Annotated in this window: 14 protein-coding genes; 6 read left to right on the top strand and 8 right to left on the bottom strand. The window is 49.9% G+C overall.

Annotated elements, in window-relative coordinates:
- Nucleotides 1-46 precede the first annotated feature (46 nt).
- On the top strand, nucleotides 47-1,228 hold the full coding sequence (locus AC8GE9_RS01855; protein WP_506675407.1) for a polysaccharide biosynthesis/export family protein: 1,182 nt from the start codon (nucleotides 47-49) through the stop codon (nucleotides 1,226-1,228).
- Between the two features lie 5 nt (nucleotides 1,229-1,233).
- Nucleotides 1,234-3,573 carry a polysaccharide biosynthesis tyrosine autokinase gene (locus AC8GE9_RS01850; protein WP_506675406.1) on the top strand — a complete coding sequence of 780 codons (2,340 nt, stop codon included), beginning with the start codon at nucleotides 1,234-1,236 and terminating at the stop codon, nucleotides 3,571-3,573.
- A gap of 12 nt (nucleotides 3,574-3,585) precedes the next feature.
- On the opposite strand, the gene AC8GE9_RS01845 is transcribed toward AC8GE9_RS01850, so the two are convergent.
- Complete coding sequence (locus AC8GE9_RS01845) at nucleotides 3,586-5,286, bottom strand: putative outer membrane beta-barrel protein (protein WP_506675405.1); 1,701 nt, start codon at nucleotides 5,284-5,286, stop codon at nucleotides 3,586-3,588.
- Nucleotides 5,287-5,292: 6 nt separating this feature from the next.
- On the bottom strand, nucleotides 5,293-6,363 hold the full coding sequence (locus tag AC8GE9_RS01840) for an MraY family glycosyltransferase (protein WP_506676301.1): 1,071 nt from the start codon (nucleotides 6,361-6,363) through the stop codon (nucleotides 5,293-5,295).
- A gap of 216 nt (nucleotides 6,364-6,579) precedes the next feature.
- Between AC8GE9_RS01840 and AC8GE9_RS01835 the strand changes: the two genes are divergently transcribed.
- The 4 genes from AC8GE9_RS01835 to AC8GE9_RS01820 are packed head-to-tail and all read left to right on the top strand — an operon-like array spanning nucleotide 6,580 to nucleotide 9,031.
- Nucleotides 6,580-6,822: a hypothetical protein gene (locus tag AC8GE9_RS01835; protein WP_506675404.1), complete on the top strand. Its 243-nt coding sequence runs from the start codon at nucleotides 6,580-6,582 to the stop codon at nucleotides 6,820-6,822.
- A 24-nt stretch (nucleotides 6,823-6,846) separates the two neighbouring features.
- Nucleotides 6,847-7,302 carry an arsenate reductase/protein-tyrosine-phosphatase family protein gene (locus AC8GE9_RS01830; protein ID WP_506675403.1) on the top strand — a complete coding sequence of 152 codons (456 nt, stop codon included), beginning with the start codon at nucleotides 6,847-6,849 and terminating at the stop codon, nucleotides 7,300-7,302.
- Nucleotides 7,303-7,360: 58 nt separating this feature from the next.
- Nucleotides 7,361-8,263: an FkbM family methyltransferase gene (locus tag AC8GE9_RS01825; protein WP_506675402.1), complete on the top strand. Its 903-nt coding sequence runs from the start codon at nucleotides 7,361-7,363 to the stop codon at nucleotides 8,261-8,263.
- An 18-nt stretch (nucleotides 8,264-8,281) separates the two neighbouring features.
- The gene (locus tag AC8GE9_RS01820) at nucleotides 8,282-9,031 is read left to right on the top strand and encodes a hypothetical protein (protein WP_506675401.1); all 750 of its coding nucleotides are present in this window, start codon (nucleotides 8,282-8,284) and stop codon (nucleotides 9,029-9,031) included.
- On the opposite strand, the gene AC8GE9_RS01815 is transcribed toward AC8GE9_RS01820, so the two are convergent.
- From AC8GE9_RS01815 to AC8GE9_RS01790, 6 genes are all read right to left on the bottom strand, one after another.
- Nucleotides 9,017-10,096, bottom strand: coding sequence for a glycosyltransferase family 4 protein (locus AC8GE9_RS01815; protein ID WP_506675400.1), 1,080 nt, complete (start codon nucleotides 10,094-10,096; stop codon nucleotides 9,017-9,019). The two genes, AC8GE9_RS01820 and AC8GE9_RS01815, sit on opposite strands and share 15 nt — an antisense overlap.
- Before the next feature lie 113 nt (nucleotides 10,097-10,209).
- Nucleotides 10,210-10,866, bottom strand: coding sequence for a sulfotransferase family 2 domain-containing protein (locus tag AC8GE9_RS01810; RefSeq protein ID WP_506675399.1), 657 nt, complete (start codon nucleotides 10,864-10,866; stop codon nucleotides 10,210-10,212).
- A 47-nt stretch (nucleotides 10,867-10,913) separates the two neighbouring features.
- The gene (locus AC8GE9_RS01805; RefSeq protein WP_506675398.1) at nucleotides 10,914-13,175 is read right to left on the bottom strand and encodes a glycosyltransferase; all 2,262 of its coding nucleotides are present in this window, start codon (nucleotides 13,173-13,175) and stop codon (nucleotides 10,914-10,916) included.
- Nucleotides 13,172-14,299 (bottom strand): FkbM family methyltransferase, encoded by a 1,128-nt coding sequence (locus AC8GE9_RS01800; RefSeq protein WP_506675397.1) that lies wholly within the window; start codon nucleotides 14,297-14,299, stop codon nucleotides 13,172-13,174. The genes AC8GE9_RS01805 and AC8GE9_RS01800 overlap by 4 nt, the downstream gene beginning before the upstream one ends.
- Before the next feature lie 249 nt (nucleotides 14,300-14,548).
- Nucleotides 14,549-15,271 (bottom strand): Abi family protein, encoded by a 723-nt coding sequence (locus AC8GE9_RS01795; protein WP_506675396.1) that lies wholly within the window; start codon nucleotides 15,269-15,271, stop codon nucleotides 14,549-14,551.
- Between the two features lie 329 nt (nucleotides 15,272-15,600).
- Nucleotides 15,601-17,232 carry a S8 family serine peptidase gene (locus AC8GE9_RS01790; RefSeq protein ID WP_506675395.1) on the bottom strand — a complete coding sequence of 544 codons (1,632 nt, stop codon included), beginning with the start codon at nucleotides 17,230-17,232 and terminating at the stop codon, nucleotides 15,601-15,603.
- Nucleotides 17,233-17,236: the final 4 nt, after the last annotated feature.

Below are 17,236 nucleotides of genomic sequence, written 5' to 3'. Positions count from 1 at the left end.
TTTTGGCCTATTTTTTTGATACTTTTACTTTGATAGGAACGGTTTAATGTCGTTTTTGGTGAAATGGTTTAGACGCGGTCGGTTTTTGTTACCGCTCCTGGCGTTATCGTTGAGCGGCTGTTCGTTATTGCCGGGCATGTATGCTTCGTACGACAAAAAGCCCAAGATACTGGAGAGCGCTCAAGAGCCCGCTACGATGGATTACAGCTTGTTGCAGGTGACGCCAATGCTGGTGCGTCAACTTAATGAGCAATTTAGCGCGCTACAGGTGCCTATCAAAGGCCAACTACCAGCCCCTAAAATCCCAAGTCATCCTTATCGTTTAGGCCCCCAGGACACGTTGCGTATCTTTGTGTGGGGCCACCCAGACTTGACGCCGGTGACGTCTAGTGTAAGCACGGCTGGGTTTGCCAGCACACCTGCCGGGCGCACAATCGATAACAACGGTAACTTGTTTTTCCCCATGGTGGGTCAAATTAAAGCCTCGGGCATGACGATCAACGAGTTTCGTGGGCGCTTGGCAAAGGCCTTGTCGGCGTATATTCCTGACCCCCAAGTCGAAGTCGACGTCGCGGCATTTCGAAGCCAACGCATTTTTGTGGCGGGTGCGGTGAAAGCGCCTGGTGCGATTCCGGTGGCTGACCAGCCCTTGAGAGTGACCGATGCACTGGCAAGCGCAGGCGGTGCGCTTGATAATGCGGATTTGTATGACGTGGTGTTGACCCGTGGCAACCGTAGCGTGCGTCTGGATTTGGATGGCCTCTACTATAACGGTCGTTTAGAAAGCAATGTGTTATTGACCAATGGCGACATATTGTCAGTACCAGACCGTCTGACCCGCAAGATCTTCATGTTGGGTGAGGTTGGCAATTCCGTGGGTTCAAACCAAGCACGTTCGTACGTCATGCGCCGTGGACGTATGACGTTGACTGAAGTGCTGTCAGATGCGGGTGGCGCCAGTCCCTTCAGTGCTGCGACCAACGAGATTTATGTGTTGCGTGTTGATCCAACGGCTTCCTCGAGCATTGAGGGGGCACGGCTGCCCATCGTGTATCAAATTAATGCACTCAACCCAGAGTCCTTGGTGTTGGCCGATCAGTTTCCGATGTTGCCTCGTGACGTCATCTTTGTAAACCCAACAGGCCCCACGATGATTGGAAGGTTCTTGGGTCAGTTTTTGCCGGTGTTTTCGACGGTGAACGCTGTCAACAGTGCGAGCCCATTCTGATGGAAATGAATTCAACTTCAAATAATCAACAAAACAAACCCCTTATCCAGGGAGAAGACACGATTTCGATTGTTGATTTGCTGGATAACCTGATTTATTACAAGTGGTATTTTTTTGGGGTCACCATATTGGCGATAGCCTTTTCATTGGCTTACGCCATCATGGCTACGCCGATCTATACGGCCGATGCACTGGTGCAGGTAGAAGAGAAAAAAGGCACTTCGATGATTGGTGCGCTTGATCAGGTTTCTAATGCTTCGTTTGCGCAGCAATCTCCGGTAGTGGGCGAGATCGAAATCATTCGCTCGCGAACGGTGATTGGTCAGGCGGTTGAACGGTTGAAAGCTAACGTGGGCGTCACCGTCGAAAACCGTATGCCGGTGATTGGCAATTGGCTCTCGCGGGTGCTTGATAAGGATGAGCAGGGTTTGGCGATTGCCCCCACTAAAGCTCTGTCTTATGCTTGGGGTGGAGAGAGGCTTGAGATTGGTCTAGTGCGCGTGCCTCAGCGCATGAATGGTAAGCCCATGTTGTTAACGGTGGCGGAGGGTCGCCAGTGGGTCTTGTCGCTGGATGCAACGGGTGAGGTGTTGGCCCGAGGCCAAGGCAGTGGCGAGAGGTTTACAGGCATGGATGGCCAGTTTCAGTTTGAGCTAGGGGCTTTTGTGGCGAGACCCGGCACCGTGTTTCGGATGGTGGTCTATTCCCTGCAGTCTGAGATTCGTCGAACCTTGTCTAATTTGACGATGTCTGAGTCCAACCGTAGGTCCAATTTGATTTCGATGAAGTATACGAGTCCAAACCCAGCGTTTTCTGCATTGATGCTCAACACCATTGCTGATGCGTATCTTCAACAAAACTTGGCGCGCAGATCAGCCGAAGCCGACAAGACCTTGCAATTTTTGACAGGCGAGTTGCCAAGGCTCCGGCAAGAATTAGATGAATCTGAAGACTTATTAAACAAGTTTCGCATTGAAAGTCGTACGGTTGACATCACGTTTGAGTTGCAAGAGTTGCTCAAGCTCTCAGCGGACTTACAGACCCAGCAGTCACAGCTTGATTTAAAGCACAAAGAGTTGTCAATTCGCTATGATGCTACGCACCCTTTAAGGCGCGCTTTAACAGCTCAGACCAATGCGCTATCGGTACAGGGGCAAACGATAAATGACCGGATCAGCCGCTTGCCAGCGGTGCAGCAAGACTATCTTCGCTTGGCACGAGACGTGAAAGTGAACAATGACTTGTATGTGAGTTTGTTAAACAACACCCAGCAGTTGGAAATTGCCAAGGCCGGTACAGTGGGTAATGTGGCGATCATTGATCGGGCATTGACACCAGAATTTCCGACCCAACCAAAAAAGCGACAGATTGTTGCGATTGGTACTTTGGCAGGTTTACTCTTGGGATTTTTGCTGACCCAAATGCTTGCGATGATGGCCAAGGCCGTCAGAGACCCCAAGAAGCTGGAACTAGAAATTGGTATACCCACGCTTTCGATCATGCCTTTGGATGGTGAGCAGTCCAGTAAGCAGATGTTAGGCGCTCAATCGGTCTTTATGTTGGCCAAAGAGTCGCCAGATAGTGCTGGGGTTGAAGCCCTGCGCAGCTTGAGAACGGCGTTGATGTTTGCGCTGTCAGAAAAGCCTAGATCAAAGGTCATTTTGATTACCTCAGCAGTACCATCGCAGGGCAAGAGCTTCATTTCAGCCAATTTGTCTTATCTATTGGGCGCCACGGGTAAGCGTGTCTTGTTGATTGATGCGGATATCCGAAAGTCTAGTTTGCATCGCTATTTTGCTTTTGATACCAATACTCCGGGTTTGTCGTCGATACTGCGTGGCGAGCTCACGTCGGATGCCGCGATGATCAAAAACGCATATGAAAATTTGGATTTTTTGCCACCGGGTCCTCGGGTGCGTAACCCTGGCGATTTGTTGGCTGGCGAAGCGCTTCAAAAAGTGATCAATGATCTCGCTGAGCACTACGACTTTGTGGTGATTGACTCGCCACCGCTTTTACCTGTTCATGATGCCCGTGCTTTGGGAAAGGCAGCTGATGTGTCGTTATTTGTGGCACGCCAAGACAAAGTGAGTTTGACCGAAGTGCAGGACGCGATTGATGTGTTTAATAAGTCAGGCAATCGCTTTGATGGCGTGGTCTTTAACGGCTTTGTACCTTCGCGGGTGCGGTATGGCTATGGCTATGGCTATGGCTATGGCTATGGCTATGGCTATGGTAAGTATGGCCGTAAGTATGGTGGCAAGTACGGTAAATACGCCACCTACGGTAAATACGGGAAATACTACGATTCAGGCGCGAATGTGGATGCGCAGGATAAAAAGTAGTTTTTGTTGGGTTTACCGGTTCGCTAACCCAAAGCGGTAACCCAAGCCAACGGTGATGGTATTGGCTTTGAATTGACCATCAAAGGCTTGCATGCGCCCGCCGGAGAGCGTGAGGTCAAGATCTTTGGTGAGCCTGTAGCCCACACCTGCGTTCAGCTGCCAGACTCCACCCCTGCCGGTATCTAGGTTGCCACCCGCAGAGGCACCTAAGAGTCCCTCGGCCATCACGTACCAATCGCGGCTAATGGGTTGTAGCCAGCCAGCACCCAACAGGCCCGTGAGTTCCATCGCGGCAGTAACCGAGCCGTTTTGACTGTTCCCTGTATAGGCCACTAGTCCTTGTCCAGTGATGTAGGCGCGATCGTTTAGAAAGTAATCAAGACCGAAGCCTAAGTTGTTAATGGATGTATTGCTGTCGTTGTTGCGCCATTGGTCATCGGCTTGAAGGAAGGTTGCGTTCATGAGGCGAAGGCGCAGCGGCGCAGACGCGCCATCTTGTTGGCTAAGGCTGTTATGCGTTGCAGCACTGCTGGCGTTGGCGAGTCCAAAGGCGTAGCTTAGGGTGATGCCGTAGTTCCAGGCCTTAAACTCCCCTGTGGTGGCTTTGGCGCCACCGACCCCGATTTCAATGCCCCAGCGGTCGGTGAGCATTTGTTGTAGGGCAATCCCACCTCCGAGCAGTAATCCGCCACCCGTGCTGACCACAGCGTTGCCGGCGCCACCAGGGCCGGCAAGACCGTAGACTTTAAGACCGGTGCTCGCTCCCAGGGGCAGGCGATAGCCAATCCCTCCCAGAATCTGCACGTAGCCTGAGGTGCTGGCGGTGTATGAGCCATCGGCTTGCACACTCATATACCAACGGTCATTGAGGTATGAGGTCCATCGTACGCCGGCCAAGTCGATGTTTGCTTGCTTGGCACCTTGAGCGTTGATGACAGAGGAAGGAACCGAGTATCGGCTCCAGGTCAATCCAATTTCTTGACGTCGAGTGGTGTTGCTTGTATCAAGCAAGGTGTTTTGGGTGGCCGTGCCTGACTGTCCTGCAGGGCGTTGCCAGCCTTGCCAAATCAGGGTGTCAAAAGGGTATTCGTACATCAAGTAGGGTTGCGTGCTGCGAATGTCACCGCTAGGAAAGGTGATCCAAGATACACCCACACCAATGTTGCCATAGCCCTGGGTGAGGTAAGTCAGCCCTGCATCGGCTCTAAACATGAAGCCGTTGCCGGTTAAGGCGTAGCCTGCGGCACCGCCACCCCCCCCCACAAAAAGGCCCGTACGCACTCGCCAGCTGGGACTGATGTCATATTGGTATTCACCGGCCAGACCCATGGTCATGAGGCCGCCTTGCTCGCCTGTCAAGGCGCCATATGACGCCATGCCAAGCTTAAAGTTTGGGTGAACATCAAATAGTAGGTTGAGTCCCAGCATGCCGGCATTCTGGCCGTTGGGCAGTCGCCAATTTTCAAAGGTGGTGCGGATGCTGGTGGGAACAGCAGTGGACACTAAAGTGGAGTCAACTGAAGGTGTGCTCGAGGCTGTGTTGTTGTTAACTTGGCCTTGCGCGAGCGAACAGGTAGCCGCATAAGCCACAAAGACCCCCAACGCAATGGAAGCCTTTAAGGGTGAGATAGCCATCACATTGGCAGTACTTGGCGAAAACAAATGTTCAGGCGCAAACGGGCGAGTAGGTTTTTTTGTTTTCATCAGTGCCATTGAGCGTTATAGCCAGCGAAATCGAGTCAGGCGTCGGTACAGTAGGAGGTAAATAACGGCAGTGACAGCAATGGCCGCAATGCAGGCCCACGTGTTGCCATACAGAAATATACCCGCGAAAGCTGGACCCGCTGCAAAGAGCCACAGAAAAGGGGAGGTGAGAGCGTTGCGAGTGGTTTTGGAGGTATTAGGGAATAAACGGGGGATGAGACGCCGATAAACAAGGCTATGAAGGTGAGTGCGGTCAGGATGATCTATGCGGCGGTTGCTTAGAATGCGGCGCAACATAGAAAACAGTGTTTCGAGGATAGGGTAGGCGCAAATGAGAAAGGGCGCCCAGGGTGAGACGAGGCCGTCAGCGTCGCTCACGAGCATGACCGCGATCCATGCCAAGAAAAAGCCGAGGGTGTAAGCCCCCCCATCACCCAAGAATAGCTTGCCAAAGGGATAGTTCAATATAAAAAATCCCAAGACCACGGCGATCAAGACCAAGATAAGGTTTAACAGTTCAGTGTGATTGAGCTCGGCGGCAATCCAACCCAATGCCGTCAAGCAAATCAGGACGGTGCCAGAAGCCAAGCCATTAAAGCCATCAATAAGGTTGACCGCATGGGCCACGCCCGCCACAGCAAAAAAGGTAAAAATCACAGCCACGGGGGTAAAAGCCAATATGGCATCAACCCAGGGTAAGTCAACGGTTTTGATGGAGTAGCCAGTCAACCACCAAGCAATCAAACCACTGGCCATGGTGGCTACAAGCCGAAAGGTGGTGCTAATGGTTTTAGTGAGGTCTTCGGCAATGCCGAAAAGCCAAGTCGGTAACACTGCCAATAGCAACAAAAACATCAGCTGAGAGTCGGGTGCTGTCAAGAGAGCGGTGGCGGCTACTAAACTCAACAGAATTGCAAAGCCACCCACCCTAGGCACTGAACCGGAGTGTACATTTTGAATGCCATCAAGCCTGTCTTCAGTCAATCTCTTGAGCCAGCGATGCGTAAAGACCAGTAAAGCAGATAGCACTAAGGAAACAGCGAGTCCGAAGATTGTCGCAAAACCTAAAGTAGGATTGTAAAACATGGGCAAGAAGATTTCTGCTTAAATGCGTGAAATGGTGATTTTAAGTCTGAAGTACAGCGTTATGAGGTAATTTTAAGCGTGAAGTGCAAATAATTACTTTACATGAAAAATTGGCAATACTGATTTGCAATACTTGTTAGTATTACTTACCAAATATACCATTTTTAAGTAGGCTATTTGGCTTACTCGGTATTTATTTTTGAGGGTCCTAACGTAATGAGTCGATCTTTACGCATTCGCAGTCGCTCGGCGCGTTTTCTCGGGGCGCTGGTGGGATTGCTGCTGTTTATGTTGTTGGTTTTCTTATTGGAGCCGGAAAGCGCGGACCCCACCAGTAATTCGGGCTTGTGGTCGTTTTTGCTTGGGGCTGTGGTGATGATGGGTCTTGGGGCTTGGTTATTGCCTTGGATTCCACAGCGTTTTTCGGCACGCTATGCACGGCGCCGAGGTTTGAGATGAGTATGAGCCTGAAAGGACGTTGGAATGTTTAAGATTTTGGTGGTGTGCACGGCCAATATTTGCCGCAGTCCAGCAGCGCAACATTTTCTGCTGGAAGCGCTGCGTGGTAAGCAAGTGAAGGTGGAGTCGGTTGGGACCTTGGCGCTGGATGGTAATTTTGCGGATGCAACGATTCAATCGTTGATGCTTGAGCGCGGCTTTCAAGGGATTACACAACATCGCTCACGGGCATTGATGCCGTCGCATTTGGCGCAAGCGGACTTGGTATTGTGCATGGAACGTGATCACATGGCGCGAGTGCAGCGACTCAATCCGCTCAGCGTGAATAAAACGCGTTTATTTGGCCACTGGGAAAATCAGGCAGAGGTCGAAGACCCGGTAGGGCGCTCAGAACAGACTTACGCGCGCTCCCTAGACGAAATGCAGCGATTGACGAGTCAGTGGGTGGAAAAGATGTCGATGATGGGTATGGTGAAATAGTGGTTTTAGTTTAAGGTCAGCTTTTGTCTTTGCAATGAGCATCAGGAGAACTTCTAGAATGCGTTTTCCACCCATCATGGCATCAGTCGAAGAGCGGATCGCTCTGGCGGCTCGCTGTTCGGACAGCGATGACATCCCCAAGGTCTCGGGCGCTGGGCTTGTTTCTCTAGATGAGCAGGGTAGCCGTATTCAGACCATGCACAACGGGCTCAAGATATTGGCTGACGGTTATCACGGTGCATGGATGACCGAGCTCATTCGCCAATGCCGCGGTCACCATGAGCCGCAAGAGGAGCGTGCTTTTTACGAAGTGGTTCGCCGCCTACCCGCCGACGCAAAAATGATGGAGCTCGGTGGATTCTGGACGTATTACACCAACTGGTTCTTGATGGATCAGCCGCGACGTGCTGGCGTTGTGCTTGAACCGCGTCCAGGTAATCTCGAGCTAGGAAAGCTCAACGCATCCCTCAATAATCTCAGCCCCACTTTTTTCCATGGTTTTGCTGGTCGTCATGATGTGCCGGATGCTCGTTTCAACAGTGCTGAGGGCGTGGAGCTGAGCCTACCCTGTTATACGGTGCCGCAACTGTTGGCTGTCATGGGGTGGAAGCAGCTCGATTTGCTGCATTGTGATATCCAGGGCGCAGAGTTTGATATTTTGGAATCATGCGTGCCACTGTTCAAGGTAGGTGCGATTAACTGGATTTTCATTTCAACCCATGCGCATCATATCAGCGGTGACCCGCTCACTCATGAACGCTGCCTCGATCTTGTCAAAGCATGCGGTGGCGTGATCGAAGCGGAACACGACGTGTACGAGTCTTTTAGTGGTGACGGACTCATCGTTGCCAGGTTTAAACCAGCCCCTGAGGCTTGGCGGCCTATCCCCATCACTTACAATCGGCATTCGCAGTCGGTGTTTCGCTCGCTTTCCTACGATTTTGCCGAACACCAAAGTTAATTCTTATTAGGTTAACGCATGACGCCCCGCAAGTTCTTTTTTCTTCATAACCCGAAGGCGGGTGGTGTTTCTATCCGTTTTTTACTCAGCACTGTCAGCAATGGGGGAACGATCGCACCCCAATTCATGAATGCTCCTCAAGACTACTTATCGAGTCGCGACAAAATCAGTACGTTGCGAGGGTACGATTTATATTTTGGGCACTATGGGTACGAGGTGTATCAAGTTGTAAACGAAGGCCATACGCTTGTGACCAACTTTAGAGATCCAGCGCGACGCGTGCACTCTATGTACCGGTATTGGCGCCACAATGTTTTGGACATACATCTCGCTCAACTCCTTGAGAAAGACGCCTATCTGGTCAGGCTCGCCAAAGAAAAGAGTTTTTCTGAGTTCATCCGAGTCAAGGATGAGCACCTCTTGTGCTACATCAGCAATTTTCATTTCCGACAAATCTATATGACAGGTTGGCTTCAGCAACCTTACACGGATGCGGCAAAGTTGATGGTGTATCGCCGAATTAAAGACATGCCATGGTTCTTTGTGGCTGAAACGCCAGAGGCCTCGATGTCACTTTTTCGCTTGGCGTTTCCTGAGGTCAAGGATATGGATATGCCGATTGAAAATGTCTCTCTGGGAAATCGTGATGAAATCTCTCAACAAGATGTGGATTATTTGAAGTCACTCAATCGGTTGGATGATGATATTCATGCATACGCGTTGAACATTCAGTCGGAGCGACTCGCAAAAAACTCAAGAGGCTTTTAAGTTCAAGGCCGCTAAAAGCTGAGCGCTTGCCTCGGTCCAGCTAAGCGGTGGAGGAGCATCTTCGCATGGCGCGAGCTGCGGGTTGGCTGCGATCCAATGATGCAAGGCTTGTGCCAGCTGCGCAGGGCTCTCCGCACGAAAATATGTCACGCGATCTCCTGCAATCTCTTTGAAAATCGGCAGATCACGTGCGAGCACAGGGCGCTGATGTGCTAAAGCTTCCACCACAGGCAAACCGAAGCCCTCACCCTCAGAGGCAACCAAAACGCCACTGCAACGCGCATAGAGCTGCCCTAATAATCCGTCGTCCGGACCGTTGAACCAGAACAGGCGTTTGCCATTTTCTGGGTGTTCTGCAATCCGACTGATCAGCTGATCTAGTCCCCAGCCAACTTGGCCAGCGAACACGAGGTTGACATCCTCACCAGCCTGCCAAAGTCGCTCAAAGGCATCTAGGGTCTGCTCATGTCCCTTTCGCTTCCACAAGATACTGACTAGGAGTACTGTTGGTCTCTCCAAGAGCTGCTGTGGCAACTCGCCTTTTGGTTTGGTCGGAAGTTCACAGCCGAGATGAAACCAACTGACTCGGGGGTGCTGATGTCCGGGCAGGCGTTGCTGCAATTCGGAGAGTACATCCTCGGCAACGGTACGTGAAATGCAAACGAGATCGTCGAACTGCGAGAGAGTATCGAACCAGCGGTGATGCGCTTCGTCAAGCCCCGGAGGAAACCAATCTGGCCGTTGCAGAGGCAGTAAATCGTACACCAGCCCCGAAAGCCGTCCACCGGCTTGCCGTACCTGGTCCAGAAATGCTGTTCGGTGCACGAGAGAATGATTCAGGTCCATCGCGAAAAAATGGTCGCCTGGGCGCAGCTTAACCCGCTCCTCTCTGCCAACAAAGAATTCGCCGAGCAGCGAGGCCTGATAGCGTCGAGCGGCTCGAAAATGTTTCGGATCATCATCTGCCCTGATTGGCGTTACCGCTAGGCCTTGGGGTGGCCGTTTTAGCAGCTCGAACGTTAATCGGTTGACGACACGACCGATGCCACTGCTTGGCTGGTTCATACGCTGCGCCGTCCACTGAGTTGTCGTGTCCAACAGAAACCGCGGCGGGTTTTGCGAGGACCGTTGAACGAGGCGTTTTAGGGTGTGCAGAAGCGTATCACCTATCCGATACTTCATATTGAATGTTCCAATTCATATCCATAACCAAAACTGCGAAAGTCCTCTTCATAGGTTTCAATCAACAATTTTTGGGTGTCGGCATCTAATAAGTGCTTCAAGGGCGGACGGCGTGAAGCATTGATCACAGGTAGAGAGGCTTGAGTCAGTTCAAGCTTGCGGCAAACGGCGTCAAAGTCGTCGGCAAGCTGTTCGTATCTCATCAGATGAATGTTGAGCCCTGTATTGGACTTCAGGAAGCTGAGCTGGGACGGCACACCGGAGACCAGAAAATTGTGAAACTCGCTCTTGCTGAAACGATCTCTTGCCTCATCGGAGTGATCTTCAAGCCAAGAAACTTTGTGTTGGATCATCGCCTGTTTCATAAAAAAATAAGTCGATATCGCGCGATCGAACGGGTTTCTAACGGTACTGAATAGAAAATAATCGGAAATGCTCTTGCCCAGTAACGCATTCCACTGCTCAACGGAAAAGTGCTTGATGCTGCCATAGAGGGGGTCAAGGGGCCAAAAGTTTTCGCTGATGCCAAAACCTTTTGGGGAGTTCGCTGCCACGAACTTAATATCCGTATAGGGTTGTAATGCGGTAGAAACCGAATTGCCGCCCGTTTTTGGGACGTGAATGAAAAGAAATTTCTTTGTGTGAGAAATCATTTGGATCTAATGCGAGTGATTGATCAAACCAGTCATCATTGCGAGGGTCATTGTCTCTCCGATTGCGGAGCACGAATAATGAGTCCAAGAGAGGTAGAAACGTATTCGTTCGCAAGCAGCAGTCTCAGATGGGGCTCATCGAGATAGGGAGGGAGATCGACATAGCGCTCGAGTTCGTCTTCGCCAGAAGAGAAATCGATAGGCTCCACTTCAAAACCCTCAGCCTTAAGTTCACCAACCAACAACTCGATGTCACAGCGTCTAAAAATGACAAAACTCGGATTGTTATCCAACGTTTTTGAATTCGAAGTGACGTTATATTCGGTTGTATGAACCGCGATACCTCCCGGTTTTAACAATCGGGCTGAATTCATGACAAAATCCAATCCTTTACGGATCGAGCCAAGATGCTCAAAAGCACAAGATGACCAGCAGAAGTCGAAAGCGCCAATATCTTTTGGAATGTGATTCATGTCCACAGTCCGAAAGCTTGCTAATGCATTAAATTTTTCCGAATCACATAATTGACGCTCATTTAATCCACTCAGGTTGTCACTATGTTGATCCGAGGAAACCCAGCCCAACTCCTGCGCCTTGTTTAAGTCCAGATCTGTTGCTAAAACTTTAACGCCATGACTTGCGAAGTAAGACACAAGCGGTTCTTTACCCACTCCGAAACCGATCGCAGACAAGCCTTCTCGCAAATATCCTCGCTCAAAGAGCGTTTGGCATATATACACAAACTCCCATTGTTTTCTATTAAATCTCAGTGGTTCACCAAGTATTCTGGACCAATAGGTGTAGAGAGGCAGATGGAAATGCTGCTCTCGACAGAGCATCGATGAAAACACATAGGGCGCAGTGATCTTGGAGTAATCCGGAATGGTCGTTGAGAAATGATCAGATACTTTTAATTCCGCCGCTGACAAGAGCGGCTTGTCATTTGTGTGAGCATGCTCACTAGTAACCAATGCCTTCGTCAATAAATTTTTTATTCCTAAGCCATTCTCTTTTGTTAGATGCAGATCATTGTCTTTGAAAGATTTTTCTACAAAATCTCTAAAAGAGAGATAGCGCTCAGGCTGTCCAGGAACAAAATCTGAGTGTTTTTTTAGAATAAATTGTGCAGCCGTATGAGCCGTAATCTTCCAGGAAAAGCGTGAAGATTGCTCTAGGCCGCGTTCAATGAGTTGTGCGCGATATGTCTCATCAACCAAGCCTTTTTCAAGTTTATTTAAAAACTCAGATTCATTTGCAGGGTCAAATAAAGCATCCTGATGACCCACCACTTCAGGCAAACTCGCACGGTTAGATGAAATCGTTGGAATGCCTAGGGTCATGGCTTCAAGAGGCGGTAAACCAAATCCTTCGTCTAACGAGGGGAAAACAAATAAATGTGCATTCTCATACAAATGGATCAGTTGCTCATCATCTACAAAGCCAAAGAAAATCACCTGATTTTTATATAATTTTTTCCGTGCAACGTAATTTTCAAGCACCAATCGTCTCGAATCCGAGTTCCCACCTGCAAGCACAAGACGATAGCGATCGCGAATATCAGGAGCAAGCCTAGAGTAAGCAGAAATAAGACCCTCTAAATTTTTTCTCTTATCAAACCCACCGACGTAAAGAGCGTAGGGTTTTAATTCCAACATTTCCGTGGTGACGGCCACGGAGGCTTGATTGCTCCGACCATCTTTATGACCGAGATTTGTTCCTGCAGATATATTTTTTACAATTGAGTCAGGCAAATCCAGTCGTTTTAAAAGATCAAGTCGAACATACTCAGAGATCGCTAACAGCGCATCCGCACGTTTTAATTGCTGCAACCTATCTTCGTACCATTCTTTTAAAACGGTATTCGGGAGATAATGTTCAGGATCCGTCAGAGGGATCAAGTCATAAAATATGGCGGCACAAAAATAAGAACGATCCGCTGCGCTTGGGATCGTGCTAAGCGCATTAAATTCAAAGAGGCTAGTCACCAAAACAATATCAGGTGCCAGCGCTTCGATGAAACGCTCACGCATGATTTTGGACAGCCTGACTTCATCATCGTTTAAATAAAGCGCAGGGCTGACCAGTTCAGCAAGAGGGAACCGAATGGTGTGTTTCTCACCAATTTTTGACTGTATGGCTGTTAAGTCATACGAGTCTTCTTTTGTATCGTCACGTTCATGAAGCAAGACGAAGATGTCGTGATCTTTCAATTCATCAATCAGTGCCAAGGTCAAGGCAGCTGTATACCGACCAATACCACGATGTGCACTTTCTGTTTGCAAAGCTTGCAAGTCAATTAATATTTTCATTTCTGAGGACCCAAGCCATCAAGCACTTGAGAAACAATTTTTTCTTTTCTTATGTACGTGGATGAGCTGTAAATCTCTGGTTTGACGCCTGTTTGAGTGGAGGTTCTTGTGACGGATGTGACTTGCCCACGAAGGAGTAACTTTATCCGTGGAAATTTATTGAGAACCAAGAGAGAAAACTTTTTAAGGGCTGGCTTTCGCTCCACAAGCACTCTCATTTTATTGAGTAGGCGCTTAAATAATACGCGTGGCGGCAATTTGGCGATTTGCATGAAGGCAAGCTTTATAAATCTCTTTAAACGCCCTGCATAAAGTGAGCTGTGGCGCAGGGGCTTGGTGACTTTCCATGACCTACTTTCTATTACGGAGGTCAATTCGTTTGATAAGGCAACGGCCCGCGCTTCTGCGGCTAAGGTCCGCGCTCCGACTCCTACTTGAGACGCCAGCGTAAATTTGTCAAACACATTGGGTGGATATTTAAAATAAACCAACAGGTCTAAGTGCTCATTCTTTACGTAAAACCGATTGAGTCCATCTGCATACGCAAAGGTATAGGAGGCAGCCAATAATTGAGGTTCCCAGGTGTGATGGCACTCGACTTGACTCATGGGGAGGGTTGATTCGACGACAATGATCCATGGCCGATAAAGAGACCAATCGTTACTAGCCAAAACTTTGGCCTCTAGACCCTCAATATCAATTTTTAAAAAGTGAATCTCTTGCTTATTCGGCAAAAATCTTTGAAAGAGACTAGACAGTGTTGCGGTCGTAACACGCATGGAAACACGTTCAAATTTATTTTTGACGTGTTCCTTGGCCACTTCTTCATCTAGTGTGGATAAGCCAGTTTCAGAAAAAAGATTAAAGTTGCCCTCACCATCTTGATCGGATACTGCGATCCGAAGATTGATATCTCTAGGTCGCTGTGCACAAAGGCGAGCGTAAAAATCAGGATTGGGTTCGACATTGATCCCACTCCATCCCTGATCATAAAATAGCTTTGTCACCGAATCCGTATCTGGCCAAGCGGCACCCACATCAACATAGAAGCCATCATTGACATTTTTCAAGGCACGCCAAAGCATGACGTCCTCAAAATTTTGGGAGTAAGAAACTAGATTCATTGTGTGACCCCAGATTATGAAGGGGAGGTTAAGCTCGTTAAGGATTAAAGAGGTGCCCGGCTAATCTGGTTAAGCCGGGTTGGCTTTAAAAATGAACTGCAGCTAACGATGTGCAACTTTGATTGATAAAGCAGATAAACTAAGTTTATTGTAGCATGTCAGAATGATTTGGATCTTTGGCTGAGTGAGGAACAAAGCTGCTCAATGCGAACATGGAAATGCAGTGCACACCAAGCTCTCACACGACATCTACTGCCAGATTGGCAGCTTATCCCACTGAGGCGGGAAGCCCATCGCGGAAACAGGGATTTTGTGCTGATTGATAAGGTCTTGTAACCTAAGCCTCCATCTATGCTGAGGAGCCACGACGTTCATGCAGTACAGCAGAATGACTAGCGAGTTGTAAAGCTTGCGAGAGCCAATATTAAATTGTGATGTCAATGACGAGGGCTTATTACGCGGCAGCAATGGCGTTATTGTGAAATCACGGTTCCATAGACGGCTGTGGTGGGCACATGTGTTGCGCACCAGAGCCAAGTGATGCAGCCAAGAGCCTAATACCTTTTCATCCAGGCCATACGTCGAGGCGATTGCACGACGTGTTTGCATAGGCTTGAGGTTGCCTACCAGCGTGAGAGCAGGCCCATGGCGATGTGCCAGATGGTAAGCCCATTGGCTGCGAGCGGAGACTTCTATGCACTCAATAGCATCCAGAACCAATAGGCGAAGGTTGCGGTCAAAAACGTACAGGTTCAGTACTTCATCAAACCGAGTGCCTGGATGAAATTCATGCGGTTCATGACTTAGTTCAAAAGGCAGCCAATAAGCACTAAGGCGATAGTAGTTTAGGTGCTGAAGGAAAAATTCTGCAGAGGCTGGGTCATCAACACGGATGCCGCGTTGCTGAAGAATGGAAACCTGTTCGGCATATGTTGTTGCTGGTTTGGGAAAAGGAAGTTTAAAAGTCGGCATGATGAAACCATGCCGTATTTGGCGCAGCTAGAGTAAAGGCCAGAAAAAAGTAACCCGCCGGTTTGAGGATTCGCTTTCGCGCATAGCCTTGGCGGGTTTTGTAAATTTAATTATACCCGCATTGAGGTGTCATTTGAACACTCATGCCATGAAAAAAAGCTGCGTATTACACGCAAACTGGACGCTCATTTCACAGCAAACTGATCAACGATCCCACGGCAAATTGGGTAGTTATTGCCGGGCAGTTTCAAGTACTAAGTGCTTCGTTGATCAATGAAGCAGGTTATCCGCTCCACCACAAAAGGCATCCGAATTTCAATATTAAAAATTCAGTGTCCTGTAATGACCATCTGAAAAGAACGCCAGCGTCCGACATCATCGGCTTGTCCGTCTTTGACCTGAATCTGCCAGCCTTGTTGCAACTGCCCCAGCGATGCGTTTTGCGCTGAACCTTGAAGGCTCTCGCCCATGTGTCGGACGCTAGTAAAAGTCCATCCACGTGACAAGTCGCCACAAGGCGCGGTCTGAATAGCAGGGCAGGAGTGCGGTCTTGCGAGTTGGCTGCGCGTGCCGGAGGGTGAAATCAGCATGACATCAAGATCGGCGACATAGGTATGATCTACTGTTAGAGTCACCTCTACAGACTCCACAATGTTGAGAGCGCAATCCTGGAACCGGGTCGTCGTGATCAGCGCAGGAGCTGGGCTGTCACCGATCGCCTGGTCCAGCTGCTGCACACCACTGTCGCAACGCTTTTCAGCAGGAAGCCCAGCAAAGCCGCGCGCCGCAGAGATCGCGTCACCGGCATGTACACGCCCATACCCCACTCGTGGATGAAATCCCTGCGCATTCATGACCGAGGGTTCGGCCTTCTCTGGCAAGAGATCGGCTGGACGAGCTGATCGCGCTAGCAGCCATCGCACATCACGCCAGCTCAGCATAGGGTTGGCCTCTAGCATCAGCGCCACCACACCAGACACCATAGGCGCTGAGGCCGAGGTGCCTCCCGGAAAAGGGCCATAGTCTGCGTTTTCTGCTAGGGCACCAGTTGCTAAACCACGTGGACCGGAAATGTCGGTAGTCCAGATATCTGCCCCAGTGTCGGAGCGGCTCGGAAGGCTAAAAGAGGGCGCACTGATTAAGATGTTGGCACCAGGCTCGGAATACGACGATGGACGGCCACGGTGATCCACAGCCCCCACCGTCAGCACGCCCGGGTAATTGGCATAACCATCTCGGTTGCTGTCTTCATTCGGGCCGCCATTGCCTCCAGCAAAAACCACTACAGTGCCAAGGCCTCGGCGTCCTTGACTCAGCGCCTCTGCCATGGCCTCGCGCCATACAGGATCGCTTCTTAGATAGGTCTCTGACCGCCCGGTTCTAGCGTCAAGCGTACCCCAACTATTATTGACGATATCAGCACCCAGGTTGATGGCCGAGCGCAATGCCGGACCCACCAAGCCTGTTGCAACACCGTCGTAAGCCAAGAATTTAGATCCCGGCGCAACACCCCGACCCCCCAAGCTGTTATTGGCGCTGGCCACAGCAATACCGGCTACGGCCGTGCCGTGTGCGTCATCCCATTGACCCGCACTAGGGTTGTAAAATGCATCAGGTGGTGCTGGAGATGGCGAGGGATTCTTGGTCGGCAGCATGCCATTGATAGTGAACACATTAGCCACCAAATCCGGATGGCTCAATTGCACCGCGCCATCTACAAAAGCCATCAAAACATCACGCCCCGTTTCTTTGACACCTTGTAAACCTACGTCCATGCCTGGCACGCCACCACTTTGCCCAGTGTTAAACAAGTGCCATTGGCGTGCGAGCAAAGGGTCAGGACCTTGTTTGACGGGCGGCACCACGGGTGCGGGCGACAAAACTTGTTTGTCGTCCCTGCTATCACCACCGCATCCGGCCAATAGACTCAACAGCAGTAAAGATGCCATCGTTGTTTTCATGGCC

Source organism: Zwartia lucis (assembly GCF_965234455.1).
Lineage (GTDB): Bacteria > Pseudomonadota > Gammaproteobacteria > Burkholderiales > Burkholderiaceae_B > Zwartia > Zwartia lucis.
The sequence above is the reverse complement of the archived record's forward strand: the minus strand, read 5'-3'. Positions and strand labels throughout refer to the sequence as shown.

Excerpts from the sequence above, each read along its gene's own strand:
- AC8GE9_RS01815 (WP_506675400.1), bottom strand. The coding sequence starts at position 10,096 with ATGAACCAGCCAAGCAGTGGCATCGGTCGTGTCGTCAACCGATTAACG.
- AC8GE9_RS01800 (WP_506675397.1), bottom strand. The coding sequence starts at position 14,299 with ATGAATCTAGTTTCTTACTCCCAAAATTTTGAGGACGTCATGCTTTGG.
- AC8GE9_RS01805 (WP_506675398.1), bottom strand. The coding sequence starts at position 13,175 with ATGAAAATATTAATTGACTTGCAAGCTTTGCAAACAGAAAGTGCACAT.
- AC8GE9_RS01855 (WP_506675407.1), top strand. The coding sequence starts at position 47 with ATGTCGTTTTTGGTGAAATGGTTTAGACGCGGTCGGTTTTTGTTACCG.
- AC8GE9_RS01840 (WP_506676301.1), bottom strand. The coding sequence starts at position 6,363 with ATGTTTTACAATCCTACTTTAGGTTTTGCGACAATCTTCGGACTCGCT.
- AC8GE9_RS01790 (WP_506675395.1), bottom strand. The coding sequence starts at position 17,232 with ATGAAAACAACGATGGCATCTTTACTGCTGTTGAGTCTATTGGCCGGA.
- AC8GE9_RS01810 (WP_506675399.1), bottom strand. The coding sequence starts at position 10,866 with ATGATTTCTCACACAAAGAAATTTCTTTTCATTCACGTCCCAAAAACG.
- AC8GE9_RS01825 (WP_506675402.1), top strand. The coding sequence starts at position 7,361 with ATGCGTTTTCCACCCATCATGGCATCAGTCGAAGAGCGGATCGCTCTG.
- AC8GE9_RS01850 (WP_506675406.1), top strand. The coding sequence starts at position 1,234 with ATGAATTCAACTTCAAATAATCAACAAAACAAACCCCTTATCCAGGGA.
- AC8GE9_RS01835 (WP_506675404.1), top strand. The coding sequence starts at position 6,580 with ATGAGTCGATCTTTACGCATTCGCAGTCGCTCGGCGCGTTTTCTCGGG.
- AC8GE9_RS01830 (WP_506675403.1), top strand. The coding sequence starts at position 6,847 with ATGTTTAAGATTTTGGTGGTGTGCACGGCCAATATTTGCCGCAGTCCA.
- AC8GE9_RS01795 (WP_506675396.1), bottom strand. The coding sequence starts at position 15,271 with ATGCCGACTTTTAAACTTCCTTTTCCCAAACCAGCAACAACATATGCC.
- AC8GE9_RS01820 (WP_506675401.1), top strand. The coding sequence starts at position 8,282 with ATGACGCCCCGCAAGTTCTTTTTTCTTCATAACCCGAAGGCGGGTGGT.
- AC8GE9_RS01845 (WP_506675405.1), bottom strand. The coding sequence starts at position 5,286 with ATGGCACTGATGAAAACAAAAAAACCTACTCGCCCGTTTGCGCCTGAA.